We start from the raw sequence: 24,413 nt of genomic DNA, 5'->3' as shown, positions 1-24,413 counted from the left end.
GTCTGCTAAAAAGCAAATCGCGGTTTGTGTCGAAATCCATAGGGAGGCGTCGTGAAAGCTGAAACCGGAAAAATGAAGGATATCGGAATTCGCCTTGGGATCGTGGCGGCGATTATCGCCGTGAGCGTCAGTGCTTTCCGATCTTTGGGAAGCGCTCACGAGTCGGAAGGGCAACCGTTTTCGATAGAGATCGTCACCCAGCAGCAGGACGTGGTCTGGGGTTTCGACTTCCTGCCCGACGGACGCATCGCTTTCACGGAACGAGACGGACAGTTGCGCATCCTCGATCCGAAAACCAAGGCGGTGCAAACCGTGCAGGGAACGCCCGCCGTAGCCCGAGACGGGCAGGGCGGATTGCTGGACGTGAGAGTGCATCCGGCATTCGACAAGAACGGCTGGGTTTATCTGACGTATTCGGAACGAGCGGACGATAAAATGACCACGGCTCTCGGGCGTGGTCGGCTGGAAGGCGCGGAGCTGAAGGATTTCCGAAAACTCTTCGACGCCTGGGAGCCCAACGGAAACAACATTCACTTCGGCTCGCGCATCGAATTCGATGGCGCCGGCAGACTTTTCATCTCGGTCGGCGACCGGAACGAGCGGCATAAGGCGCAAGACCTGCACTACCACAACGGCAAGATTCTGCGTCTGAACGAGGATGGCAGCATACCCGCCGACAATCCGTTTGCGAGCAATCCCGATGCCAGGCCGGAAATCTGGAGCTACGGCCATCGCAATCCGCAAGGTCTGGTGAAACATCCGTTCACCGGCGAGCTGTGGGAGAGCGAATTCGGACCTCGCGGCGGCGACGAAATCAACCTGATCCGTCCGGGAGCCAACTACGGCTGGCCCGTCATCACTTACGGCCGCGAGTATTGGGGACCGAAGATCGGCGAAGGCACGGAAAAACCCGGCATGGAACAGCCCGTGGCGTATTACGTGCCGTCCATTTCCCCGTCCGGAATCGCTTTCTATTTCGGCGATGCTTTTCCGAAATGGAAAGGCAATCTGTTCGTGGCCACTTTGAGCGGCCAGCATCTTCGCCGGCTGGTGATCGGCAGCGGCGACCAGGTCGTGAAGCAGGAGGAACTGCTGAACGATTTCGGCGCGAATATCCGCAACGTCAGGGCGGGACCCGAAGGATTTCTTTATTTTTCCACCGACGACGGCAAAATCGCGCGCTTGGTGCCCAATCCCTGACGGGCCGTTCGGCGCGAAAAAGGCAATCCGTATCGTTCAAGCACGGAGAGACTATGAAACTACAAAATTCCGAGGATTTGTCGTTCGATGATCTCGACATGGGGCCCGGACCGTATGATGTCTTTCGTTTTTGCCCGCGATGTGGCGGCGAGCATTTGAGCATTCAGGAACGGCGTGCGATAAGGTGCGGTCGCTGCGCTTTCTTGTTCTTCTTCAATACGTGCGCGGCGGCGGGCGCATTCGTTTTTCACGAAGATCGGCTGATTTTGTGCGTGCGCGGCAAGGATCCGGCCAGGGGCAAGCTCGACCTTCCCGGCGGATTCGTCGAATTCGACGAGTCCGTGGAAGACGCGCTCAGGCGGGAAATCGCCGAGGAATTGAATATCGAAACGACCCGCTACCGTTATCTGGCCAGCGCGCCGAACGATTATTCATATGGCGGCGTGCTTTACAAAGTCACCGACCTGTTCTTTCTTTGCGATGCGCCGGAGATCGGAAATCTGAGGGCGGCGGACGATGTGGCCGATTTTCGGCTGGTATCGCCCGATGAGATCGAGCCCGAGGAGCTGGCGTTCAACTCGACCCGGCTGGCGCTCATCAAGCTCCGGGCCTGGCTGGACGAAAACCGAGACCGGCTATCGCGCGGTCCTTGAATGGCGATAGGTTTGCCAGATCAGCCGGAACGACGAGGTCAATCCGGCTCCTGAGTCGTCAACCCACGCATCCAGCTCGTTCATGCCGAACCAGCGGCATTCGTCGATCTCGCTGCGGTTGGGTTGCAGCTCGCCGAAATGAACCAGGCGATAAACGTGAACGAATTCCCATCCGGTTTGCGCGGAGGCGGGCAGCTTGAATAAAAATCCGAGCGGCGAGCTGTGCGCGATGCCGAGTTCTTCGCCCAATTCCCGCACCGCGCAATCGTCGTAGCTTTCGCCCCAATCGACGTGCCCGGCGGCGGAGGTGTCCCAAAGCCCGGGGTTGACGTCCTTGTTTTGCGAACGCTTTTGCAAAAGGATTTCGTGGGACTGGTTGAATACCAGGATATGCACGGACCGGTGGCGCAATCCCAGTTCATGGACTTCGTCCCGGGCCCGAGGACCGATAACCCGGTCGTGTTCGTCGACTTCGCAAAGCAGTTCATGGTTCATGGGGGTTCTCGTGCTGGTTTGGCCGGAATCGCTGCTCCGGTACGATCCCGCGCTTGGATGGATCCATATGGCGCTGTCGTGATGACGCGGGAACCGCCGCGGCGGTGTTCCGATCTTCTTCGTAAATCTCCCAGCCGCCGCCCAGCGCCTTGTAGACCGCAATCAGGCTGGTAGCCGTAGAGGTCTGGCTTTGGGCCAGTTGCTCCTGATCCAGGAGCAATCTCCGCTCGACATCCAGCACGGTCAGGAAATCCGAAATGCCGTCTTCGAAACGCAGATGCGCGAGTTGATGGGCCCTTTCGCTGGCTGTTGCGGCCGAAGCCAGCAGATCGCGGCGGGCGCGCTCCCGGTTATAGTTCACAAGCGCATTTTCGGTCTCCTCGAGTGCGGTGAGCACCGTTTGTTCATAAAGCGCCAGATTGGATTCCGTACGGGCATTCGCCGCCTTGATGCGAGCCCTCACGCGCCCCAGATCGAGAAACGCCCAGGAGATGCGGGGCCCCACGGAGTAAGTCTCCGAGCCGGGCGCGCCGAGGCCGGAAAGGGTGCGGGACTCCAGAGCGATCGTGCCGTTGAAGGTCACCCGGGGGAAAAGATCGGCCGTGGCGACTCCGATTCCGGCGGTAGCCGCGGCCAGATTGCGTTCGGCGATGCGGATATCGGGACGGCGCCGCATGAGATCGGCAGGATTGCCGATATGGACGATTTCCGGAATCTTGGGTATGGGCGCCGGAGCGGACAGGCGGCTCGACAGCGTATCCGGAAGTTGGCCGATCAGCACGCTGAGGCGATGAATGTTTTCCCTGATCCTGGCTTGAATCGGCGGGATCGTCGCCAGGGTAGAATCAAGCTGGGCCTTGGCTCGCGAGGTATCGAGTTCGGTGCCGCGGCCGGCTTCCAGCCTGGCTTCGGTCAGCTCCAAAGTGGCCATTTGGTTGTCGGCGTTTTTTTGGGTGACCTGCAACTGGTTTTGCAGGCCGCGCAATTCAAAATAATTGCGCGCCACTTCCGCAATGATGCTGACTAGCAGGTCGCGCCGATCGGCCTGCGCCGCGTCCACTTCGGCGCCGCGCGCCTCGATGTTGCGCCGTATGCGGCCGAATATGTCGAGCTCCCAAAAAGCGTCGAACCCGGTATTGAACAGTTCCAGATCGCGCGGCGCATAGGACCGGCGATTCATGGCGTCGAAGCTTCGCTTGAGGTTCGTGTAATTGGCGTGGCTGGTGATCGTCGGCAGGAGGTCCAGCCCGGCTTCCATGTAGAGCGCGCGCGCGACGCGGAGATTTGCCTCGGCGGCCTTGAGATCCCGGTTGTTTTTCACCGCCTGGTCGATCAGATCCGATAGCGTCGGATCGTCGAACTGTTTCCACCAATCCGCCTCGATGCCGGCGGGCTCGAATTCGGGAAGTACGGCATTGGCGAACCGCGATCCCGCGTCGGCTTCGGGTTTCGTGTAATCGGGGCCGACCGCGCAGGCGGACAGTATCGCAGCGAGCGCCATCGGAGCGGCGTTACGGAGACGGGCGGGCGGCGCGCTCGCAGAACGATCGCGCATGACGAATCGCTTGGGCCGGACGGTAGGGCAAGGCTTGGACATATCTTTGCGGACTCAGGAATGGTTGTTCGACGAGGATTGAACGACAGCCGCGGAATGTTCCGAGCGCCGTCGCTCGCGGCGTTCGACCAGACCGCGCATGACGACATAGAACACCGGCGTCAGTAGCAACCCGAACAAGGTCACGCCCAACATGCCGCTGAAGACGGCGGTGCCGAGTATCCGTCTGGACTCCGCGCCCGCGCCGCTGGAAATGACCAGCGGAAATACGCCGAGGATGAATGCGAAGGAAGTCATCAGGATCGGCCGAAGGCGCAGACGCGCGGCCTCGATGGCGGCTTGGTAACGGTCCTTGCCGGTATCCTGGAGATGGCGGGCGAACTCGACGATGAGAATCGCATTTTTGCTGGCCAGCCCGACCAGGACGATAAAGCCCACCTGGGTAAAGATATTGTTGTCCATGCCGCGGAGCCAGACGCCGGCCATCGAGCTCAAGAGGCACATGGGCACGATGAGAATGATCGCGAACGGCAGCGACCAGCTCTCGTACAGCGCGGCCAGGGCCAGAAACACGAAGATCACGCTCAACGGAAATACAATCGCCGCGGTGTTGCCGGCGAGGATCTGTTGCAGGCTCAGTTCGGTCCATTCGAAGCCCATGGTGAGCGGAAGCTCCTGCTTCGCTATCTGTTCCATCATGGCGATGGCCTGGCCCGAGCTGACGCCGGGCAGGGTGCTGCCGTTGATTTCGGCGGTGGGGTATATGTTGTAGTGCGCCACCTTGTCCGGCCCGACCGTTTCGCGAATGTCCGCCAATGTGCCTAGCGGAACCATATCGCCGTTCCGGTTGCGGGTTTTGAGGTCGGCGATGTCCGACGGTTTCAGCCGGAACCGAGAATCGGCTTGCGCCGTCACCTGATAGACTCTGCCGAAACGGTTGAAATCGTTGACATACAGCGAGCCGAGATAAATCTGGAGCGTATCGAAGACGCTGCCCAGGGGAACGTCATAGGACTTGGCCTGGGTTCGGTTTACGTCCACGTAGACCTGCGGCACGCTGGATCTGAAGGTCGTGAACAAGCCGACCAAGCCGGGCTGCTGGTTGCCTTTGGCGATAATTTCGTTGGTGGCCCGCTGCAATTCCTCGGGACCGACATTGGCGCGGTCCTGGATTTGCAGCTTGAAGCCGCCCACCGAACTGAGGCCGCGAACCGGCGGCGGGGCGAACACCGCGATATGGGCATCCTCTATCCCCGAGAGGTTCTGGCGCAGCTTGCCTATGATCGCTTCCGCGGACAGTCCCGGATGGCCGGCCCGTTCTTCGAACGGAGCGAGGCGGGCGAACAGGGTGCCGGCGTTGGATTGGCTGGTTCCGGCCAGGACCGAATATCCGGCATAGGCATTGACGTGAGTGATGCCTTCGGTTTCCAGGACGATATTCGTGGCTCGCTTGACTACCGCCTCGGTGCGTTCCAGCGAAGCGGCATCCGGGAGTTGCGCGTACAGGATCAGATAGCCTTGATCCTGTTGCGGGATGAATCCGGTCGGCACTTTGGTGAAAGCCAGAAAGTTGAGGCCGTTGAGCGCTACGTAGAGCGCCAGCACCACGGTCGTAATGCGGAGCAGTCGACCCACCAGTCTCGAATAGCCCTCGCTGAAGACGCCGAAAAACCGGTTGAAGCCGTTGAAGAACCAGCCAAAGAACCGGTCGAACAGGCGTGTGAACAAGTCTTTGTCGCCGTGGGCCCGATCCAGCAGCAGGGCGCAAAGGGCCGGGCTCAAGGTCAGCGAGTTGAATGCGGAAATAACGGTCGATACCGATATGGTCAGGGCGAACTGTTTGTAGAACGCCCCGGAGACGCCGGTGATGAAGGCCGTCGGCACAAAAACGGCTACCAGGACCAGCGCTGTCGCGATAATGGGGCCGACGACTTCGTCCATGGCTTTCCGGGTCGCTTCCCGCGCCCGGATGCCGAGCGCGATGTTCCGTTCCACGTTTTCGACGACCACGATGGCGTCGTCCACCACGATACCGATGGCCAGAACCAGTCCGAACAGGGAAAGCGTATTCAGGGAGAGTCCCATGGCCGACATGACGGCGAAGGTGCCGACGAGCGACACCGGCACCGCCAGCAGCGGGATGATGGTGGCCCGCCAGTTCTGCAGAAAGACCAGAACCACGATCACGACCAGCAGAATGGCTTCGAAAAGCGTCTGAACGACCGCCGCGATGGATTGCGTGACGAATACCACGGTGTCGTAGACGAGGAGATAATCGAGCCCCTCGGGGAAGCGCTGCTTGAGCGTCTCCATGGCATCCACCACCGCCTTCTTGGTGTCGATGGCGTTCGAGCCCGGCAACTGGAAGACGGCCAGACCTACCGTCGGCTTGCCGTCCAGATTGAGCGAAGAGCTGTAGTCTTTGGCTCCCAGTTCGATCCGCGCCACGTCCTTGAGTCGTGTCACCTGACCGTCCTGTCCGGTCTTGATGATGATGTCGCCGAATTGGCTCTCGTCCGACAGCCTTCCCATGGTGGTGACGGTAAGCTGAAACTCTATTCCTCCCGGGGTGGGCGGTTGTCCGACGACGCCGGCCGCCACCTGGATGTTCTGTTCGCGGATCGCCTGTACGACGTCGGTGGCGGTCAGGTTACGGGCGGCCACCTTTTCCGGGTCCAGCCAGATTCGCATGCTGTATTCGCGTCCGCCGAACAAAACGATGTCGCCGACGCCCGGCAGCCGGGCCAAAGTATCCCGGATCTGGAGCAGGGCGTAATTGCTGAGATAGACGCTGTCATAACGTCCGTCGGGGGAAATCAGGTTCACCACCAGGCTCAGATCGGGGCTGCGCTTGCGCACGGTGATGCCTTGCCGTCGCACTTCTTCCGGCAGTCGCGGTTCGGCCAGGGCGACCCGGTTTTGCACCAGAACCTGCGATTTATCGAGATCGGTCCCGGGCTTGAAGGTGATGGTCAACTGCATCACGCCGTCGTTGGTGGATTGGGACGACATGTACAGCATGTCCTCGACGCCGTTGACCTCCTGCTCGATCGGCGTGGCCACCGTTTCGGCCAAGACTTTCGCGTTGGCGCCCGGATACGTGGCGCGCACCACGACGTTCGGCGGCGCGATCTCGGGGTACTGGGCGATCGGCAGGGTGATCGCCGCCAGTCCTCCGATGAGAACGATGAGAATGGAAAGTACCGACGCGAAGATGGGGCGGTCGATGAAAAAGTGAGTGAATCTCGTCATGGCCGGACGCCGTGTCTTCGATTAAATGCCGTCGGTCTCGGAAAGCGTGATGCGCTCCGCTTGTACTTTGCTGCCGGGCCGTATCTTTTGGATGCCTTCGATGACGACCCATTCTCCGGGCTGCAATCCGTCGGAAACGACGCGCATCGAGCCGACGGCGACGCCGGGCACGATTTGGCGGTACTCGACCGAGTCGTCGTCTTTCACGATCCACACGAACTTTTGGCCCTGGTCTGTGCCGATGGCTCTATCGGGAATGAGATACCCTTGATAAGGCGGACTTCCGGGGACGCGGACCCGACCGAAGAAGCCGGGGCTCAGCAATTCGTTGGGATTGGGGAAAACGCCTCTGGCCCGCAAGGTGCCGGTGCTGGGATCCATGCGCGGCTCGATGTAGTCGATGTAGCCGTCGTGAGGAAAATCGGATTCGTCGATCAGCGCCAATTTGGCCGGAATCCGGGTTTCGCGGTCATTGCTCCGCTTCCCGGCTTCGGCCAGGCGCCTGTACCTGAGCACCGCCCGCTCGTCCGCGTCGATATAGACATAAACCGGGTCGGTCGACACGATGATCGTCAGTAACGTCCCGTCGCCGCCGCCGCCGTTCACCAAATTGCCCTGGGTGACGAGCTCGCGCCCGATCCGTCCGCTGATGGGCGCTCGCACTTCGGTGAATTCGAGGTTCAATCTGGCTGTTTGCGCGGAAGCCTCTGCCGCCCGGACGGCAGCGGAGGCTTCCCGTTGTCCTTTGCTCCGGGTGTCGTATTCTTCTAGGGAAATGGCTTTCGACCGCAGCATGCGTTCCGCGCGCTGGAAATCGTTTTTCGCCAGTTCGAGCCGCGCCCTGGCCTGTTCGAGCTCCCCTTCCGCCCGATTCAGTTCGGCACGATAGGGGCGCGGATCGATGACGAACAGCAGGTCGCCCTTTTTTATCAGGTCGCCGGCCTTGAAGTTCACCTTGTCGAGATAGCCGTCGACCCTGGCGCGGACCTCCACGGTTTCCATTGCTTCTATGCGCCCGGTATATTCGTCCCATTCCAGAACTTCCTTTTGTAGAGGTTGGGCTACCTTGACTTTGGGCGGCGGCGTTTGGTCCGCCGCGGCAACATGATTTTCTTGGGAGTTGCCGCAGCCGAGCAGTTGTCCGAGTATCGCCGCGCCCAGGATCAGCCGCGGCAGAGCGCGGCGGACGGCGTTTCCGCAAGCCGTCCGGGGTTTGGAGTCGCGTGTTTGGACTGACGGACCGAGGCATTTACCGGGCGCAAACTGGGCTGGTATAGGCATGGCGTATTCAGGGAAAGCGATCTAAGATTGCGGTGGGGCGCAAAAAGAAAAGGTAAGATATCGTTTCATTATTCTCGCTAAACAATGTGTGAATGTCCATTCAAATTAAGGAAAAAGTAGAGACGATGATGCGCGTAGGCCGGCCGCGGAAGGGGGAGTCCGCCATCCGGCGCAATCAGCTTCTGGATCATGCGCTTCGGCTGTTCGTGGAGCGAGGTTACGGCAATGTGAGCCTGGAAACCATCGCTCGCGAGGCTCGCGTCTCGCTTCGTACGATCTATCGGCAGTTCGGCGGCAAAGCCGATTTATTCGGGGCGGTCATCCGGCACTACAGCGATCTTTTGGCGGCCACCTTGCCGTTGGATCCGGCCTTGGCCAAACCCTTGGAGGAAACGCTCGTTGAATTCGGGAAGCACTTTCTTTTTTGTCTTTCTCGCCCGGAGATCGTGCGTCTGCGCGCGCAATTGATAGCCGAAGCGCATCATTTCCCGGAACTGGCCGCCGAATTTTATGAGCAAGGGCCGCAGCGCACGCTGGATCGGCTCGCGCAGTTTTTTGCAATACACCAGAAGGCAGGACGATTGATAGCCGTCCATCCGACGTTTTTGGCCGGGCAATTCGTCAGCGCGCTGCGCGGCGAACGCTTTCAGCGCCAACAACTGGGCTTGGAAACCGCCCCGACGGAAGATGAAGTCGAGCGCTGGACGCAGCAGGCGGTGGCGTTGTTCTTGCGGGGATGCGTGAATCGGACGGATACGGATTGAGCGCTCCGGAGTCATAAATTAAGGAGCGTGGTTCGCCGAGCGGAGGCGCTTTCCGGCCGCTCATCGGCGGAGCAAATCGATAATGCGGCTCGGGGCCTTGCGGCAATGCCGATCCGTTCGGCGGTTTAGGGGCTTGCCGGGCGGCGGCTTTGGGAAGCGCATTGACAGATCCGGCGGCAGGATTCAAAAATTGGAAAACTTCAATGGATTAAATCCGGTTAATTGCTAGTGGTAAGAACGAGATAAACGGCACAAGGGTGGACATCGTGAGAAATGCAATTGTCATCGGTGGTTCGATAGTGTTGACGACGTTTGTTTCGGTGAGCGCGGCGGGCGACGACGAGCGGTACCCCGCCTATCATTTCGAGCCGAAAGTGATCGTCCCGGCGCCCGAAGCGGCGGCGAAGGAGGAAAGCCTGCAACCGGATCCGAGATACCCGGCCTATCGCTTCGAGCCGAAAGTCATCGTTCCGGCGAAGGAGGAAAGCCCGCAACCGGATCCGAGACATCCGGCCTATCACTTCGAACCGAAAGTCATCTATCAGGATAAGGAAGCGATCGGCGAACTCAAATAGCGGGCGGCGCCCGTCGGCGTATCCGTCTTGCGGCTCCGGCAAGCCGAAAGCCGTCCTTGGCGAACCCTAAAGGCGAGGGGGCCGTGAATATCGACTTGAGCGCGTTTCCGGGCCTGTCCGGCTGCGGTGAAGCGATCCAGCGGTTCAGTACGGATAGGGGTAGGTGCGCGTGTCCCGGTTGCCGTAGGGGGATGGGCGGTATGAGTCGTTGTAACTGCTGTAATTAGGCTGGCGGCCGTAGTAGGGATCGCGGTTTTTCTTCTGATCCATATAGTAGCCGGCCGCGCCGCCAACCATCGCTCCGACGGCGCCGCCCACGAGCGCGCCTCGTCCGCCGTCGTCCGCGGCGTGTCCGAGTAACGCGCCGCCGGCGGCGCCGATCGCGGCTCCGGTGATGGTGTTGCGATACGGATAGTCGCTATGAGCGTGATATCCCGTGGACGCACAGCCGGTTAGCGCGGTGCCAAGGGTCAGCACCAATAACTGATGTCTTATTGTATTCATGGCGTTCGCTCCTTTTCTGACGAGGCGCGCCTAGTATCGTTCCTATTTCCTGAACGGAGGCTGAACGCGATCGGTAAGGCGTAACGGCAACCGACGCCGGCCGTGGATGTCCGGGCGTTTCTCGCGCGGCGCGCAGGAACCGGTCTCGCTTACTCGATCCAGTCGAAGGTCCGGGTAACCGCCTTTTTCCACGCGGCATAGAGTTGTTCCCGCGTTGCCGGCGTCATTCGGGGGCGCCATTCTCTGTCTTTTTTCCATAGATCGCGGAGTTCCTCGAGGCCGTTCCAAAAACCCACGGCGAGACCGGCGGCGAAGGCCGCGCCGAGCGCGGTGGTTTCGGTCACGGTCGGGCGGATGATCGGGATGCCGAGAATGTCCGCTTGAAGCTGCATGAGGATTTCGTTCGACACCATGCCGCCGTCCACTTTGAGCGCATCCAGATCCAGTCCGGTCTCTTGGCGCATCGCTTCGACGATGTCGCGGGTCTGATAGGCGGTGGCCTCCAGCGCGGCGCGGGCAAAGTGGCCTTTGTTGACGTAACGGGTCAGCCCGATGATCATGCCCCGGGCATCGCTGCGCCAGTAGGGAGCGAAGAGTCCCGAAAACGCCGGCACCAGGTAGATTCCGCCATTGTTCTCGACCGTATTGGCCAGGGTTTCGATCTCCGCCGAGGTCCGGATCAGGCCGAGATTATCCCGCAGCCATTGAACGAGAGCCCCGGCCATGGCGATCGAGCCCTCGAGGGCATAGACGGGCGGAGCGCCGCCGAGCCGGTAAGCCGCCGTAGTGACGAGCCCATGCCGGGACCGCACCGGCGTCGGGCCGGTATTCAGGAGCATGAAGCAGCCGGTTCCATAGGTGTTTTTCGCATCGCCGGCGTCAAAGCAGGTTTGCCCGAATAGCGCGGCCTGCTGATCGCCCAGATTTCCCGCTATTGCAACGCCGGCGAGAGCGCCCTTCGCGATGCCGTAAATTTCGGACGAGGAACGGATCTCCGGCAGCATGGAGGCCGGTACGTTCATGGCGGCGACAAGCTCTTCGTCCCAGGCGAGGGTTTCGAGATTCATCAACAGCGTGCGCGAGGCATTGGTCACATCCGTGATATGAACGCCGCCGTCTTTACCGCCGGTCAGATTCCAAATCAACCAGCTATCGATCGTGCCGCACAGCAGCTCGCCGCGTTCGGCATGCGTCCTGGCGCCGTCGACGTGATCCAGCAGCCATTGAAGCTTGGGTCCCGAGAAATAGGTAGCGATCGGCAGCCCGGTTTTCGCGCGGAATCTATCCTGCCCGCCCTCGGCGGAGAGCCGCTCGCAGGCGCCGGCGCTGCGCGTGTCTTGCCAGACGATGGCGGGATATGCCGGATTCCCGGTGAATTTGTTCCAGACGACGACCGTTTCCCGCTGGTTGGTCACTCCGAGAGCCGCGATGTCCTGAGCCCGGACTTTTGCCGTTCGCAATGCCTCTTCGATGACGGTCCGGGTGTTTCGCCAAATTTCGAGCGGATCATGTTCGACCCGACCGGGGCAGGGACAAATCTGCCGGTGCTCGGCCTGGGCCATCGCGGCGATGCGTCCGGCGCGGTCGAAGAGAATGCAGCGAGTGCTGGTGGTGCCTTGGTCGACGACGGCGATGTAATGAGGCATGGCGTCATTTCCGGAAACGAGAGGATTTACGGGCGGCGTTTCGAAGGCGCCGGGTCCCGCCGTTGCCTACCTACCACCGTGCCGTTATTCAGGCAAGAAGAATTCGCAAGCGGGAGAAGGAGCGTGTCGGGAAGAGCCCCGCGCTGTTTCGGGCCCTGGCGTCGCCCGCGCCGGTTTGCCTAATCAATTGATAAGAATTATCATTTAGCTTTCAGGCATGTCCGTTGCATTTGCGCAATTGGCGTATGCCTTAACAACTTGGGAGAATCGAACATCATGCAGAGCAGGACTCATTTGACCCGGCTTCTCGTATCCGGTGCATTTTTGATTGCTTGCGGTTCCGTTTCGGCGGCCGACACGTATACGCTGACGATCAAGGAGCATCGTTTCGAGCCGGCGGAACTCGAGGTGCCGGCTGGCCAAAAGTTCAAGCTGATCGTCAAGAACGAAGATTCGACTCCCGAGGAATTCGAAAGCCGCTCGTTGAAAAGAGAAAAGATCATTCCCGGCAAGAGTCAGGTCACTGTGTCGATCGGTCCGCTCGATCCGGGCACTTATGACTTTTTCGGAGAATTTCACGAAGAATCCGCCAAGGGGCGCATCGTTGCAAAATAACCCGGTGTTACCGAGAACATGTTAGCCACTGCAATCATCGTATTCCGAGAAGTCATCGAGGCCGCGCTGGTGATCGGCATCGTCATGGCGGCCAGCCGCGGCGTCGCCGCTCGCGGCTGGTGGGTATGGGGCGGCGTCGCCGGCGGACTTGCCGGCGCTTGCGCCGTCGCGGCTTTTGCCGACACGCTCGCGGAAGCAGTATCCGGCGTCGGACAGGAGCTTTTCAATGCGGTCGTATTGTTCACGGCGGTTGCGATGCTCGGCTGGCACAACATCTGGATGCAGCGCCACGGGCGGGAGCTCGCACAGGAAATGAGCCGGGTGGGAAAGGCCGTGCAGTCGGGCGATCGGCCGCTCTATGCCCTGGCGGTCGTGGTGGGGCTGGCCGTGCTGCGGGAAGGTTCGGAAGTGGTTCTTTTTTTATACGGGATCGCGTCGGCGGGCGAAAGCCATACAGGATCCATGCTGACGGGCGGAATCGCCGGCATCTCGCTGGGCACCGCGGCGGGCTTGGCGATGTACTACGGCTTGTTGCGCATTCCCGCGCGTTACCTGTTCAAGGTGACCAGTTGGCTCATTCTATTTTTGGCCGCCGGCCTGGCTTCGCAAGGCGCGGCCTATCTGGTGCAGGCCGATCTGCTCCCACCCTTGGGCCGCGAGATATGGAATACGTCCATGTGGCTGTCCGAGGACAGTCTGATCGGTCAGGTCTTGCACACCCTGATCGGTTATGTATCCCGCCCGGATGGCGTGCAAATCCTGTTCTATCTCGCGACGCTCGCGATCATCGTGAGCTTGATGCGGGTATTCGGCGACGGACCGGCACGTCCCGCAGGGCACTGAACCCGTCTTGCCCGCGCGGAACGGCGCTTCCGAAACCCGCGGCGAGTTCCATCCGGTTCGTAGCGGCTAAAGGCAGTTGAATACCCGTCATGGCAGAACAATCGACCGATAGGTCATTCGCGCCGTCCATCGAGAAAAGGACGGTATCCGGTCGTCATATTCTTGCGCTGAAAGGCGAGTGGAACCTGCGCGGGTTGGCGGCGGACGGCCCGCGTCTTGGCGAACGGCTCCGAGCCTATGCCCGCGACGATGCCAACGAGTGGGACATGCGCGAAGTGACGGCCCTGGACAGTGCCGGCGCTTTCATGCTGTGGCAGTCCTGGGGCGAACGGTTGCCCGGCAAACTGTATTTGCGCCCCGGGCAGGAATCCACGTTCGCCCGCTTGCAGAATGGGACGGCCGCCTTATCCGAGCCGATGAGCCGGCGCGCGACGCCCGTCCGCGAATACATTCGTCGCGCCTTTTCGAGGGCGGCGGAGCACCTCAGGGCGTTCATCTCGATCTTCGGGCAATTGATACTCGACACGGGATATCTGATGCGCCATCCCCGGGACGTGCCGTGGCGCGAGATTTCGGCGGCGATTCACGAGACCGGCGGGCGCGCCTTGGGCATTACCGCGCTGGTCGGGTTTCTCATCGGGATTGTGGTCAGCTATCTCTCATCGCTGCAACTGCAGAGCCTCGGCGCTCAAATTTACATCGTCAACATACTCGGGCTGAGCATCATCCGGGAACTCGGCCCTTTGCTCGCGGCCATCCTCGTGGCGGGACGCTCCGGGTCGGCCATGACGGCCCGTATCGGCGTCATGAAGGTCACCCAGGAGTTGGATGCGATCGAGGCAATGGGTATTTCCCTCTCGCTACGACTGATCCTGCCCAAAGTCGCTTCCCTGATGATCGCCTTGCCGCTTCTGGTCGTCTGGACCGATGCGATCGCATTGATCGGCGGAGCGGTCGCGGCCCATTTTGAATTGGGAGTCGGTTATTATCAGTTTTTCACGAAATTGCCCGATGCGGTGCCGGCGGCCAATTTCGCCATCGGATTCGGCAAGGGGGCCGTGTTCGGGCTGTTTGTCGCGCTGATAGCCTGTCATTTTGGATTCCGCGTCGCGCCGAACACCGAGAGCCTGGGCAACGAGACCACCCGCTCGGTGGTCGCGTCCATCACTCTGGTGATTCTGATCGACGCCGTTTTCGCGATCCTGTTCCGTGGGGTAGGTTTGTGATCATGAACGATGCCATCATCAGACTGGAAGGGATTTGGACCTGCTTCGGCAAAAATGTGGTTCACCGGGATATCAGTTTGACGTTGCGCCGGGGCGAAATTTTCGGACTGGTCGGCGGTTCGGGGAGCGGAAAAACGCTGCTGATGCGCGAAATGATCGGGCTTCACGAGCCGACCCGCGGCAGGGCCTATCTTTTCGGTGAGTGCTTGCAGGATGCCGCGGCCGACCGGCATCAGCATCTTCGCAACCGTTGCGGCGTGTTGTTTCAGGCCGGAGCGCTGTTCAGCGCCCTCAGCGTTTTCGATAACATCGCATTTCCGTTGCGCGAATTTCGTCTTTTCGATGCACGGCTCATCGGCCATTTGGTGCGTATGAAGCTTGCGATGGTGGGGCTGAGCGCAAACCACGGCACATTGATGCCGTCCGAATTGTCCGGCGGCATGATCAAGCGCGTCGCCCTGGCGCGGGCGCTGGTGATGGAGCCGGAATTATTGCTCCTCGACGAACCGACATCGGGACTCGATCCGGTATTGAGCGAAGAATTCGTCGATCTTTTGAGCGGGCTGCACCGGGAACTGGGCTTTACGGTCGTCATGGTGACTCATGACTTGGATACGGTGAGAGATTTATGCACCAAGATCGGCGTGCTTGCCGACCAGCGACTGGTCGTATGCGGTCCGCTTCGGGATGCGCTGGCTTCCGAGCATCCCTTTGCCCGGCATTATTTTCACGGGAAGCGCGGCCGCCGCGTCTTTGAGCAGAGCTGATATGAGCAGAGAAAGTTACGCCTTCCTCACGGGGTTGTTCGTCGTCGTCCTGGGGGTTGTTTCGATTATCGCCGCCATGTGGCTGAGCCGTTATGGCGAAGAATATAAGGGCTATTATGTCGTCACTCAGGGCTCCGTCTCGGGGCTCAATCCGGAGTCGACGGTACTCTTCCGGGGCGTGAATGCCGGCAAGGTTTCCTCCATCCGTTTCGATCCCGAAGACCGGCGGCTGATTCTCGTTCGGGTCGAGCTGAACAAGAACCTTCCGATCACCAAGGGTGCCTATGCGACCTTGCGCGTTCAGGCGCTGACCGGCTTGGCGCAAGTGGAACTGCACGACAGCGGCGAGCAGCCGGAGCTTTTGCAGACGAGCCCGGACAATCCGGCGCGTATCCCTTTACGGCCTTCTTTGGTCGACAAACTCACCGAATCCGGGCAGGACATCCTCTCCCAATTGGGCATCTTGGCGACCCGCCTCAACAGCGTGTTGAACGAAGGCAATCGCGAGCGGATTCAGCGTATCCTCGACTCGGTTGCCGTCGCCGCCGAACAGTTGGCCACATTGGAAAAAGGCATGGACGAAACGCTGGCGACGGTGCCGGCGTTAAGTGGAGAGGCGCAGCGGATGATGGCGGGAGTTACTCGGCTTACTGGCGATCTGGAGGCGACCGTCCGGGAAATTCGGTCACTCGCTAAAACTACGGAAAAACTGATCGCTTCCGGCAGTTCGGCCGGAGACGTGGTGGTAAAAACCACTCTGCCCAAGGTGAATGCGTTGCTTGATGAGACTCACTCGATCGCCACCGATATCAAAGGCTTTTCCGATATGTTGAAAAACGATCCCAGGGTTTTCTTGCTCGGACCGCCTAAAGGCGTTCCTGGGCCGGGAGAGCCGGGCTTTCTGGAGCCGAAATGAAGAAATTTCTTTTCACGAAACTGTTGCTCGTAATGCTGGCTGCCTCGGGATGCATCGTCGCGCCCGAAAAATCGCCTCCGCCCAAGATTCACGATCTGGGGCCGCTGTCGAGCCGTTCGGAGCGCTCGCCGGCGCCGTGGTCCGCCGTGGAGGTGACCGCCCCGGAATGGCTGAGGGACGACCGAATTCGCTATCGGCTTGCCTACTCCGATCCCACCCGGGTGGGCTTCTACACGCTGGATCGCTGGATTGCGCCGCCGCCCAAGCTGCTGGCGCAGCGTTTTTCCCTGTCGGGCCATGACGGACCGTTCCGGGTTCGGATCGAACTCGAAGCGTTCGAGCAGATTTTCGAGCGGCCCGACAGCGCCAAAGCGGTGATCCGTTTTCGAGCGCAAATCCACGAGGCCGGCAGCGGCAAGCGTCTGGCCGAGCGAATATTCGAATTCGACAAGGTCTCGCCCAGCGCCGATGCGGCAGGAGTCGTGCCGGCTTTGGCGGATTTGGCCGACGAATCGGTCATCGCGGTACGGACCTGGATAGAGGGATTGAATGTCGCGCATGAGCCCGTCGCCGAATCGCGTTGACGTGTTTCGGCGATCCGATCCCGCAAGCTGATCGAAGCAAATTCTTCGGCAGCACCGGTCCTGAGGAGGTTTCAACCGGCGATTTTCAAATCGGAAGAAAATTTATCGGCGCGGCGGCTTTTATAAACGCCGCCCGAATACCGAGCAAAAGCGTATGGAATTGGCGATGTTTCCATTCCAGGTCGAGTATCCGATGGATTTTAAAGGGAAAAGTCGGGCTTTTTTGGGTGCGGCGGGAGAAGGGCAAAAAAGTGTGGACACAAAAATTTTTTTCTTTAGACTGTGCGCCAGCTTTACGGAGGAAGCGCGAAAATAGAGTCGTCAAAGAGGAGGAAAGCCCTTATAGGGGCGTTATAACTATTACAAAAGCACTACAATATGCGCCGCTTGTGTGTGGCGTATTACGCTACAACAATAATAATAAAGATATTGCCCGCGTAATGCGGGCTTTTTTTTGCCCATGCGACAGGCAAAAAAAAGCGACCGCTAAGGCCGCCAAGAGGAGGAGAACTTTCGGCTGGACGCACCCGAGGGAGCGATCAGGTTGCCACCAAGTTCGGTTGAGGTTGATATAAATTATACACACTCATATTCATTCTTGTTATAAGATGTTCTTATGAATTAAATAGCTGCCGGTTATTATCGCCCGAAAAACAATATGTAAACCACGGACGGTAAATGCCTGAACTCACAGGGACAGCTTCAGTCCCACCCAGCCGGCCCGGGGAGCGCCGATACCCACGAAGCGGGGGTCGGTAAAGCCGTCGCCGAGTACGTCATCGGCTTCGCCGTATAGTCCGAAAGTGTAGTAGCGTTTGTCGAACAAGTTGTCGATACGGCTAAATAACGCCACATGTTCGTTGAACCGGTATTCGCCGTGGAGATTGAACACGGCGTACTCGTCCAGCGGTTGATTGAGATTGGCCTCGTCGCCGCGGAAATACTGGCCGCTGTTGTAAACCATGTTTACGCCGACAGTCAGTCCCTTGACGACTTCGACGTCCGTCGAGACTTTCAGCATGTGGCGCGGAAGGCCGGGAATGCGGTCGCCTTTTTCCACCTGGATTTGGCCGTTCGCATCGGCGGACGGATTGTTCGGGCTGTTGGCGAGAAACGGCGTGCGGAAGGTGGCGTCGAGCAGGGTGTAATTGACGCCGAACCGCACCCGTTCGAAAGCGCCCGAGAGCCCGAGTTCGATGCCCCGACGCCTGGTGATTCCGACGTTGTCGAAATAGCCCTGATTGGTGAGCCTGCCGCTGCTGATGAAGAGAATGTCGTCGTGGTTCTCGGTTTGGAATACGCCGGCGTTCCAGTTGATGCGTCCGCCCAGCCATTTGGCGAACTCGCCGCGGAAACCGGCCTCCCAGGTTTTGGCCACTACCTGATCCAGCGGGGGATCGGAAAGAAACGCGTTCGGCAGCTTGCAAGGAGCTTCGGGGTTGGCGCAGGACAGTTCCATCGGAGTCGGCGCCCGGTTCGATTCGCTGTAGCTGCCGTAAGCCGTGAGTTCCGGCATGAAGGCATAGGTCAGGCCGGCCGAAGGATTGAACCGTTCGAACTTGTGAAAGCCGTTCAGATCGTCGCCATATTGATCGTCGAGCCGGACGAACGACAGGTTGTAGCGGCCCGCTGCAGTCAATGTCAGCTTGTCGGTAACCGACAAGGTATCGCTGAGATAAATGCCGTGGTGGCGAACGTGGCCTTGGACTCTCACCCGCGATTCGTCCACCAGGACTCCGCTTCCTATGGTGCCGCGATCATCGGTGAGCGACGCCAGCTCCGTATCGGATTTGAAGTGAATGAGTCCTTCGTCGTAGCTGCCGCCGGCGACGATCCGGTTGTGCATGGCAAAGAGATCGTGCTCGAAGGCGCCCTGCAAACTGCCGCCGAAGCTGCGCTGGTTGGTTTGACTGGTGTTGTTGGTCGCCCCCTCGACCGCGTCGCTGGCCAGTACGTTATTGCCGTTGACATCCTCGACGACCTCTTCGTTACCGTCTTCCTCCTCGCACAGAAGGCCCGCGTTGGCCGGGTCCTCGCACTCCTCGAAGTCGGAATCGTCGCCGTTGAAAGTCTTGATCCGGTTTTGCCGGAAATAAGCGTTACCTGACAGCTCGAAGCGATCGGTGAGCCAGGTGCTGCCGTCGAGGGACGCCAGGAACAATCGCGTGATGGTGCGATCGGGATGGGTGAAGATCGCTTCCGGATCTTTCTTCGCTAGTTGAAGCGGCAAAGCGCCGTTGCCGATCAGGTGATTGTCGTTGGAAGCCAGGGTGAGGTTCAGCTTCGACCGTTCGTTTTGCCAGCTCAGCGTGCCGAATCCCTGCTTGACGTCGGTGGGCGAGAAATCGCGCCAGCCGTCTTCGTTGAAGCTTTTGAGATCGATGAAATAGCCGACGGTGCCGTTGTTCCAGCCGCTCGTGACCTCTTCCCAGTGCCGTCCCCAGGAACCGCCGGCCACTTCGATCGTGTGGCCGGGCGCCGAAAACCCCGTTTTGGTGCGTATGGCAATGGCGCCGCCCAGGCTGTTCAGGCCGTAAACGGGATTCGATCCGGAGTGCAGCGACATCCGGTCGATGGCGCCTTCGGGGATCAGATCCCAGTTGACGGTATCGCCGAACGGTTCGTTGAAGCGAATGCCGTTGACGTAGACGGACAGGCCCTGGGGCAATCCCAACAGCGGAGACGCGGTAAATCCCCTGAATTGAACGTCCGGCTGGAACGGGTTGTTTTGGGCGTCGTTGACGTTGACGCTGGCGAAGTTCCAGCGCATGTAATCCGCGAGCGAAAAGCTTTGATAGTCATCCAGTTGTTCGGATGTCGCCGTCTGCACCGGCGAGGGAATCTTGTTTGCCGGCACGCCGGAGACCATCAGCGGCGTTTCGCCCACGATTTCGATCGTACCGAGATTCACGCTTTCGCCGTCGTTTTCCGCGGCAGCGGCCAAATCGGCGCTCATGAGAACCAGCAGCGAAGTTCCCGTGCGGCATATTTTTTTTCTAATCATGACAAGCCCCCCGCAAACTCAAAAAATGGCGAATGTTAAGGGAGGAGTTCGGTATCGACTATGGGAAAAATTCCCGATTGTTAAGCCTTGAGCAGTCCGTATTGATATGCGAGCCGGGCCATTTCCGCGGTGGTGCTCACATTGAGTTTGTTCTTGATGAGCGTGGTGTAGTTGCCGACGGTCTTATAGCTGAGGCAAAGTTCGTCGGCCACCTCGCGGGTGGTATAGCCTTTGGCCAACAGGCAAAACACGTCGAATTCGCGGGCTGAAAGAGAGTTCAAATCGGTGGCGGCCTCTTTTCCGGCTATGGTCTGAACCAGAAGTTTCTGGGCGATTTCCGGTTCCACGTAGGTTTCTCCGCCGGCCACTCTTTTTACGGCATCCACCAGGGTTTCCGGAGCGCTGCTTTTGGTGATGTAGCCCTTGGCGCCGGCTTCCAGGGCCCTGAGGACATAAACCAGTTCGTCGTGGATGCTGAATACGAGTATCTTGGCTCCAGGGTCGCGGCTGGAGATGCGGCGAATCGAGGCAAGCCCTCCGATGCCCGGCAGGCTCAGATCCATGACGATCACGTTGGGCTGCGACTCCGAATAATATTGGCAGGCTTCCTCGCCGCGTTCGGCTTCGCAGACGACCTCGATATTCTCGGTCTGCGACAGCAAGAGACGATAGCCGGCGCGAACCACGGCATGATCGTCGACCAGCATCACGGTGATTTTCGGATTCATCGGGGTGCTCCTTCGCAAGGTACGCAAACCTCAAGCGATACGCCTTCGCCGGGGCGGGTATTCAGGAGGAATTGTCCGCCCAGGCTGGCGACGCGCTCGCGAATACCGAGCAGGCCGAAACCGCGCCTGGGCTGGCTCGGGTCGAATCCGCACCCGTTGTCGCCGATTTTGAGTTGAATCCAGCTTCGAGACTGCTTTTCCATTTCCCTGATCTCCTTTAACCGAAGTTCTATCCGGACGCCGTCGGATTTGGCATGTTTGACGATATTCGTGAGGCATTCCTGAACGATGCGGAACAGATGGATCTTCGCGGCGCCGGCCAGCTCTTCGACGTCGTCTTCGCAATGAAAGTGCAGATTGACGTCGGGATTGCGGCCGCGCCAGTTCTCGATCAGGTCTTCCAGCGAGGCGATCAGTCCCAGTTCGTCCAGCATGAGAGGGCGCAGACGCCGCATCATCCCGCGCACCACGCCGAATAGTCGGTCGCAAACGGCCATGATGCGCTCGATCGCCTCGTTGTCCTGGGGACCGTTGTCCCGCCTGCGCAACGAAGCGGCCAAGACCTTGATCGCGCTCAGCGATTGTCCGAGTTCGTCGTGAAGCTCCTGCGCTAGATAGCGCCGTTCTTCTTCCTGGATCGCCAAGGATTGCTGAGTGAGCGCCCGATTCTCGTCGCGGGCTTTTTCCAGGGCGGACGCCATATGGTTGAAGGCTCGCGAAATCCGCGCGAATTCGGGCAGGGAAAAGCCCGGCAGACGCCTGTCGTAATCGCCTCGCTCGATATCTTCCAGCCCCTTCAGAATGACGCCGACGCACCGGAAAGCCCGGCCCACGGTGATGTGCACCAGGGCATAAATCGTCACCGACAGGATGGCTATCAGCGTCAGGAAGCCCAGCGATTCATTCCACGCCTCGGCAATCTCGTCTTCCGGATCGGCTTCGATCAAAATGCTGATGACGCCGTCGCCGGCGGTATCCACGCGTTTTTCCGCAACGATCGATCCGGGCTTGACCGCCCAGGCAAACCAGCCGGGCACGTCGGGCGCGCGCTCATTTCCGCGGGAGGCGAAATCGATGAGAGTGTGTTCGTTCTGCGGGCCGGCTTGCGGCGATCCGAATCCGTTACCGGCCGATGGGGCCGGCGCTCGCCGGACCTGAATGCGTAGATGCCGAGTCTTGTCCAGCCGGTTCAATTGGGAGAGCCAGTTGCCCAGCGATTCCGTCGAATTCCGGTTTTCGGACAGACTGATCTCGATCAATTGCAGCGCAAGATTGACCGTGGAATCGATTTCCTCCGCAACCGAGCTGCGGGCGTTGTGAACGGCGGACAAGGTGCCGAGGCCCAGTATCGCCAGCATGGTCAGCACGATCATCAAATTCAGGCGAAAACGTAAACTAAGGCTTTCGTGCATGATTCCGACCGAGTCGTCAGTGAGTTCTTGGCTTTCGCGAAAACAAAAACGGGCCCCACCGAGCCCGTTCGAAGAGGGGAAATCGAATAAGCGTCATGGACGGTCCGGTCGAATTCTTTCCCGGCGTCCTTGACGATTTTTCCCCGGCCGGCGGCTTAGTCGGACTTCTCGCTCATGCAGGCGGTCTCGGATTGGTAAGCGCATAAAGCGAGCGGTCGCGGCGGTATCGCTCCTTCGATTAATCAAGGAGCGGGGCGTTCTGAAAGGATTCAGGCTAGAGAAGGCCCGGTATCTCGTCAAGAGCTCGGATCGATGCCCGCAAAAAAAGGAATTTTTCCCGATATCACCCGTTTTTGAAGGGTATGGGAGATTTTTCGTGATCTTACATGATTTTTTCCCATCACGATTCGGGCTTATTTCACTACAGCAGGCCATTCGATTCTTCCAAAATTCGCCGCCGTGATCATTGATCCGTGATCGCTCTGTCTTCGGGCAGGCCGAATAAGAATTCAGCGAGGAAAAAATATGCAAAAACGCAAATTGGCGGTGGCTGTCAGCGGCGCTCTGATGGCAGGGGCGCTTTTGGCCGTCTCCGGCACCGGCTCCGCAAATGACGCGCTCGTCGAAATGTCGAAAGACCCGAAGAACTGGGTCATGCAGACCAAGGACTACAGCGCCACCCACTACTCCGAAATGGACCAAATCAATGTGGATAACGTCCATCATTTGAAGGTGGCGTGGACGTTCTCGACCGGCACCCTGCACGGTCACGAGGGGGCCCCGCTGGTGGCGGATGGCATCATGTATGTCCACACGCCGTTCCCCAACAACGTTTATGCGCTCGATCTCAACGACCCCGGCAAGATTCTCTGGCAGTACAAGCCCAAGCAGAATCCGGCGGCCCGCGCCGTGGCCTGCTGCGACGTGGTGAACCGCGGCCTCGCTTACGTGCCGGCCGGCGATCACGGACCGGCCAAGATTTTCCTGAACCAGTTGGACGGCCATGTCGTCGCTCTCAACGCCAAGACCGGCGAAGAAATCTGGAAGATGGAAAACTCCGACATCACCATGGGCTCCACCCTGACCGGCGCGCCCTTCGTGGCCAAGGACAAGGTTCTGGTGGGGTCGGCCGGTGCCGAGCTGGGCGTCAGGGGCTATGTGACTGCCTACAACATCAAGGACGGCAAGATGGAATGGCGCGCCTACGCGACCGGACCGGACGAAGACTTGCTGCTGGATAAATCGTTCAACGTACACAACCCTCACTACGGCCAGTTCGGGCTGGGTCAGCAAACCTGGGAAGGCGACGCCTGGAAGATCGGCGGCGGTACCAACTGGGGGTGGTACGCCTACGATCCCAAGCTGGACATGGTCTATTACGGTTCCGGAAATCCGGCGCCCTGGAACGAAACCATGCGTCCCGGCGACAACAAATGGACCATGACCATTTGGGGGCGCGATCTCGACACGGGCAAGGCCAAGTTCGGCTATCAGAAGACGCCTCACGACGAATGGGATTATGCCGGCGTCAATTACATGGGCCTGTCCGAGCAGGAGGTGGACGGTAAGATTCAGCCGCTTCTGACTCATCCCGACCGTAACGGCATCGTTTACACCCTCAACCGGGAAACCGGCTCTCTGGTCAACGCCTTCAAGATCGACGACACCGTGAACTGGGTGAAAAAGGTGGATCTCAAGACCGGTCTGCCGATTCGCGATCCCGAATACTCCACTCGTATGGACCACGAAGCCAAGGGCATCTGCCCCTCGGCCATGGGTTACCACAACCAGGGATTGGAGTCCTACGATCCTAACAAGAAGCTGTTCTTCATGGGCGTGAACCATATCTGCATGGATTGGGAACCGTTCATGCTGCCGTACCGCGCCGGCCAGTTCTTCGTGGGCGCGACCCTCAACATGTATCCGGGTCCGAAGGGTACTTTGGGTCAGGTCAAGGCCATGAATTCGGTCACCGGCAAGATCGAATGGGAAATTCCGGAGAAGTTCGCCGTCTGGGGCGGCACCCTGGCGACTGCCGGCAACCTGGTGTTCTACGGTACGCTCGACGGCTACATCAAGGCGCTGGATTCCCGCAACGGCAAGGAAATCTGGAAGTTCAAACTGCCCTCTGGCGTCGTCGGTCACCCCATCACTTATAAGCACAACGGCCGGCAGTACGTCGCCATTTACTCCGGCGTAGGCGGCTGGCCGGGCGTAGGGCTGGTGTTCGACCTGAAGGACCCGACGGCAGGGCTCGGTGCGGTCGGCGCGTTCAAAGAACTGGCTCACCATACTCAAATGGGCGGTTCGCTGTTCGTGTTCTCGCTGTAAGCACCGCGTAGACGTAGGGCGGGTTGGCGTACTCGCGCAACCCGCCGTCCGTGATATCCGGC

General features: G+C 59.5%; 21 protein-coding genes. 12 read left to right on the top strand and 9 right to left on the bottom strand.

Annotation, left to right across the window (positions count from 1 at the left end):
• The first annotated feature begins 51 nt into the window (after nt 1-51).
• Together ACWJKU_RS11370 and ACWJKU_RS11365 are read left to right on the top strand one after the other, a co-directional pair.
• Entirely contained in the window at nt 52-1,200 is a 1,149-nt protein-coding gene (locus tag ACWJKU_RS11370; RefSeq protein WP_454142417.1) for a PQQ-dependent sugar dehydrogenase, read from the top strand.
• Between the two features lie 53 nt (nt 1,201-1,253).
• The gene (locus ACWJKU_RS11365; RefSeq protein WP_454142416.1) at nt 1,254-1,853 is read left to right on the top strand and encodes an NUDIX hydrolase; all 600 of its coding nucleotides are present in this window, start codon (nt 1,254-1,256) and stop codon (nt 1,851-1,853) included.
• Here the strand turns inward: ACWJKU_RS11365 and ACWJKU_RS11360 are convergent.
• The 4 genes from ACWJKU_RS11360 to ACWJKU_RS11345 are packed head-to-tail and all read right to left on the bottom strand — an operon-like array spanning nt 1,836 to nt 8,436.
• Complete coding sequence (locus tag ACWJKU_RS11360; RefSeq protein WP_454142415.1) at nt 1,836-2,348, bottom strand: NUDIX hydrolase; 513 nt, start codon at nt 2,346-2,348, stop codon at nt 1,836-1,838. The genes ACWJKU_RS11365 and ACWJKU_RS11360 overlap by 18 nt on opposite strands.
• A complete protein-coding gene (locus ACWJKU_RS11355; protein WP_454142414.1) occupies nt 2,338-3,903 on the bottom strand; it encodes an efflux transporter outer membrane subunit in 1,566 nt (521 codons plus the stop codon). The genes ACWJKU_RS11360 and ACWJKU_RS11355 overlap by 11 nt, the downstream gene beginning before the upstream one ends.
• A 54-nt stretch (nt 3,904-3,957) precedes the next feature.
• Nucleotides 3,958-7,155 carry an efflux RND transporter permease subunit gene (locus ACWJKU_RS11350; protein ID WP_454142413.1) on the bottom strand — a complete coding sequence of 1,066 codons (3,198 nt, stop codon included), beginning with the start codon at nt 7,153-7,155 and terminating at the stop codon, nt 3,958-3,960.
• Between the two features lie 21 nt (nt 7,156-7,176).
• The gene (locus ACWJKU_RS11345; protein WP_454142412.1) at nt 7,177-8,436 is read right to left on the bottom strand and encodes an efflux RND transporter periplasmic adaptor subunit; all 1,260 of its coding nucleotides are present in this window, start codon (nt 8,434-8,436) and stop codon (nt 7,177-7,179) included.
• 92 nt (nt 8,437-8,528) lie between these two features.
• On the opposite strand from ACWJKU_RS11345, the gene ACWJKU_RS11340 reads away from it, so the two are divergent.
• Together ACWJKU_RS11340 and ACWJKU_RS11335 are read left to right on the top strand one after the other, a co-directional pair.
• Nucleotides 8,529-9,200, top strand: coding sequence for a TetR/AcrR family transcriptional regulator (locus tag ACWJKU_RS11340; protein WP_454142411.1), 672 nt, complete (start codon nt 8,529-8,531; stop codon nt 9,198-9,200).
• A 299-nt stretch (nt 9,201-9,499) separates the two neighbouring features.
• Complete coding sequence (locus ACWJKU_RS11335; protein WP_454142410.1) at nt 9,500-9,775, top strand: hypothetical protein; 276 nt, start codon at nt 9,500-9,502, stop codon at nt 9,773-9,775.
• Nucleotides 9,776-9,919: 144 nt separating this feature from the next.
• Here ACWJKU_RS11335 and ACWJKU_RS11330 read toward each other — a convergent pair whose 3' ends face one another.
• Nucleotides 9,920-10,279 carry a glycine zipper domain-containing protein gene (locus ACWJKU_RS11330; protein WP_454142409.1) on the bottom strand — a complete coding sequence of 120 codons (360 nt, stop codon included), beginning with the start codon at nt 10,277-10,279 and terminating at the stop codon, nt 9,920-9,922.
• Nucleotides 10,280-10,428: 149 nt separating this feature from the next.
• The gene (glpK, locus tag ACWJKU_RS11325; protein ID WP_454142408.1) at nt 10,429-11,925 is read right to left on the bottom strand and encodes a glycerol kinase GlpK; all 1,497 of its coding nucleotides are present in this window, start codon (nt 11,923-11,925) and stop codon (nt 10,429-10,431) included.
• A 276-nt stretch (nt 11,926-12,201) separates the two neighbouring features.
• On the opposite strand from glpK, the gene ACWJKU_RS11320 reads away from it, so the two are divergent.
• The 7 genes from ACWJKU_RS11320 to ACWJKU_RS11290 all read left to right on the top strand — a co-directional run bounded on the left by ACWJKU_RS11320 (nt 12,202) and on the right by ACWJKU_RS11290 (nt 17,192).
• Nucleotides 12,202-12,540 (top strand): cupredoxin domain-containing protein, encoded by a 339-nt coding sequence (locus ACWJKU_RS11320; RefSeq protein WP_454142407.1) that lies wholly within the window; start codon nt 12,202-12,204, stop codon nt 12,538-12,540.
• An 18-nt stretch (nt 12,541-12,558) separates the two neighbouring features.
• Nucleotides 12,559-13,383 carry an FTR1 family iron permease gene (locus ACWJKU_RS11315; RefSeq protein ID WP_454142406.1) on the top strand — a complete coding sequence of 275 codons (825 nt, stop codon included), beginning with the start codon at nt 12,559-12,561 and terminating at the stop codon, nt 13,381-13,383.
• Between the two features lie 89 nt (nt 13,384-13,472).
• Complete coding sequence (locus ACWJKU_RS11310) at nt 13,473-14,609, top strand: MlaE family ABC transporter permease (protein ID WP_454142405.1); 1,137 nt, start codon at nt 13,473-13,475, stop codon at nt 14,607-14,609.
• 2 nt (nt 14,610-14,611) lie between these two features.
• On the top strand, nt 14,612-15,376 hold the full coding sequence (locus ACWJKU_RS11305; RefSeq protein WP_454142404.1) for an ABC transporter ATP-binding protein: 765 nt from the start codon (nt 14,612-14,614) through the stop codon (nt 15,374-15,376).
• 1 nt (nt 15,377) lies between these two features.
• Nucleotides 15,378-16,292 carry an MlaD family protein gene (locus tag ACWJKU_RS11300; protein WP_454142403.1) on the top strand — a complete coding sequence of 305 codons (915 nt, stop codon included), beginning with the start codon at nt 15,378-15,380 and terminating at the stop codon, nt 16,290-16,292.
• Nucleotides 16,289-16,876: an ABC-type transport auxiliary lipoprotein family protein gene (locus ACWJKU_RS11295; RefSeq protein WP_454142402.1), complete on the top strand. Its 588-nt coding sequence runs from the start codon at nt 16,289-16,291 to the stop codon at nt 16,874-16,876. The genes ACWJKU_RS11300 and ACWJKU_RS11295 overlap by 4 nt, the downstream gene beginning before the upstream one ends.
• A 154-nt stretch (nt 16,877-17,030) precedes the next feature.
• Nucleotides 17,031-17,192 (top strand): hypothetical protein, encoded by a 162-nt coding sequence (locus ACWJKU_RS11290; protein ID WP_454142401.1) that lies wholly within the window; start codon nt 17,031-17,033, stop codon nt 17,190-17,192.
• A gap of 372 nt (nt 17,193-17,564) precedes the next feature.
• Here ACWJKU_RS11290 and ACWJKU_RS11285 read toward each other — a convergent pair whose 3' ends face one another.
• The 3 genes from ACWJKU_RS11285 to ACWJKU_RS11275 form a co-directional block, all read right to left on the bottom strand.
• Nucleotides 17,565-19,880, bottom strand: a complete 2,316-nt coding sequence (locus ACWJKU_RS11285; protein ID WP_454142400.1) for a TonB-dependent receptor — start codon at nt 19,878-19,880, stop codon at nt 17,565-17,567.
• 80 nt (nt 19,881-19,960) lie between these two features.
• Complete coding sequence (locus tag ACWJKU_RS11280; RefSeq protein WP_454142399.1) at nt 19,961-20,608, bottom strand: response regulator; 648 nt, start codon at nt 20,606-20,608, stop codon at nt 19,961-19,963.
• Nucleotides 20,605-22,020, bottom strand: coding sequence for an ATP-binding protein (locus ACWJKU_RS11275; protein WP_454142398.1), 1,416 nt, complete (start codon nt 22,018-22,020; stop codon nt 20,605-20,607). Before ACWJKU_RS11275 ends, ACWJKU_RS11280 begins: the two co-directional genes overlap by 4 nt.
• Before the next feature lie 525 nt (nt 22,021-22,545).
• On the opposite strand from ACWJKU_RS11275, the gene ACWJKU_RS11270 reads away from it, so the two are divergent.
• The gene (locus ACWJKU_RS11270; protein ID WP_454142397.1) at nt 22,546-24,351 is read left to right on the top strand and encodes a methanol/ethanol family PQQ-dependent dehydrogenase; all 1,806 of its coding nucleotides are present in this window, start codon (nt 22,546-22,548) and stop codon (nt 24,349-24,351) included.
• Nucleotides 24,352-24,413 lie beyond the last annotated feature (62 nt).

The sequence above is a fragment of the Methylocaldum sp. MU1018 genome, from assembly GCF_053646775.1.
This window is presented reverse-complemented; position numbering and strand designations above follow the sequence as displayed.

Excerpts from the sequence above, each read along its gene's own strand:
- ACWJKU_RS11365 (WP_454142416.1), top strand. The coding sequence starts at position 1,254 with ATGAAACTACAAAATTCCGAGGATTTGTCGTTCGATGATCTCGACATG.
- ACWJKU_RS11360 (WP_454142415.1), bottom strand. The coding sequence starts at position 2,348 with ATGAACCATGAACTGCTTTGCGAAGTCGACGAACACGACCGGGTTATC.
- ACWJKU_RS11355 (WP_454142414.1), bottom strand. The coding sequence starts at position 3,903 with ATGCGCGATCGTTCTGCGAGCGCGCCGCCCGCCCGTCTCCGTAACGCC.
- ACWJKU_RS11350 (WP_454142413.1), bottom strand. The coding sequence starts at position 7,155 with ATGACGAGATTCACTCACTTTTTCATCGACCGCCCCATCTTCGCGTCG.
- ACWJKU_RS11345 (WP_454142412.1), bottom strand. The coding sequence starts at position 8,436 with ATGCCTATACCAGCCCAGTTTGCGCCCGGTAAATGCCTCGGTCCGTCA.
- ACWJKU_RS11340 (WP_454142411.1), top strand. The coding sequence starts at position 8,529 with ATGTCCATTCAAATTAAGGAAAAAGTAGAGACGATGATGCGCGTAGGC.
- ACWJKU_RS11330 (WP_454142409.1), bottom strand. The coding sequence starts at position 10,279 with ATGAATACAATAAGACATCAGTTATTGGTGCTGACCCTTGGCACCGCG.
- glpK (WP_454142408.1), bottom strand. The coding sequence starts at position 11,925 with ATGCCTCATTACATCGCCGTCGTCGACCAAGGCACCACCAGCACTCGC.
- ACWJKU_RS11320 (WP_454142407.1), top strand. The coding sequence starts at position 12,202 with ATGCAGAGCAGGACTCATTTGACCCGGCTTCTCGTATCCGGTGCATTT.
- ACWJKU_RS11315 (WP_454142406.1), top strand. The coding sequence starts at position 12,559 with ATGTTAGCCACTGCAATCATCGTATTCCGAGAAGTCATCGAGGCCGCG.
- ACWJKU_RS11310 (WP_454142405.1), top strand. The coding sequence starts at position 13,473 with ATGGCAGAACAATCGACCGATAGGTCATTCGCGCCGTCCATCGAGAAA.
- ACWJKU_RS11305 (WP_454142404.1), top strand. The coding sequence starts at position 14,612 with ATGAACGATGCCATCATCAGACTGGAAGGGATTTGGACCTGCTTCGGC.
- ACWJKU_RS11300 (WP_454142403.1), top strand. The coding sequence starts at position 15,378 with ATGAGCAGAGAAAGTTACGCCTTCCTCACGGGGTTGTTCGTCGTCGTC.
- ACWJKU_RS11295 (WP_454142402.1), top strand. The coding sequence starts at position 16,289 with ATGAAGAAATTTCTTTTCACGAAACTGTTGCTCGTAATGCTGGCTGCC.
- ACWJKU_RS11290 (WP_454142401.1), top strand. The coding sequence starts at position 17,031 with ATGGAATTGGCGATGTTTCCATTCCAGGTCGAGTATCCGATGGATTTT.
- ACWJKU_RS11285 (WP_454142400.1), bottom strand. The coding sequence starts at position 19,880 with ATGATTAGAAAAAAAATATGCCGCACGGGAACTTCGCTGCTGGTTCTC.
- ACWJKU_RS11280 (WP_454142399.1), bottom strand. The coding sequence starts at position 20,608 with ATGAATCCGAAAATCACCGTGATGCTGGTCGACGATCATGCCGTGGTT.
- ACWJKU_RS11275 (WP_454142398.1), bottom strand. The coding sequence starts at position 22,020 with ATGCACGAAAGCCTTAGTTTACGTTTTCGCCTGAATTTGATGATCGTG.
- ACWJKU_RS11270 (WP_454142397.1), top strand. The coding sequence starts at position 22,546 with ATGCAAAAACGCAAATTGGCGGTGGCTGTCAGCGGCGCTCTGATGGCA.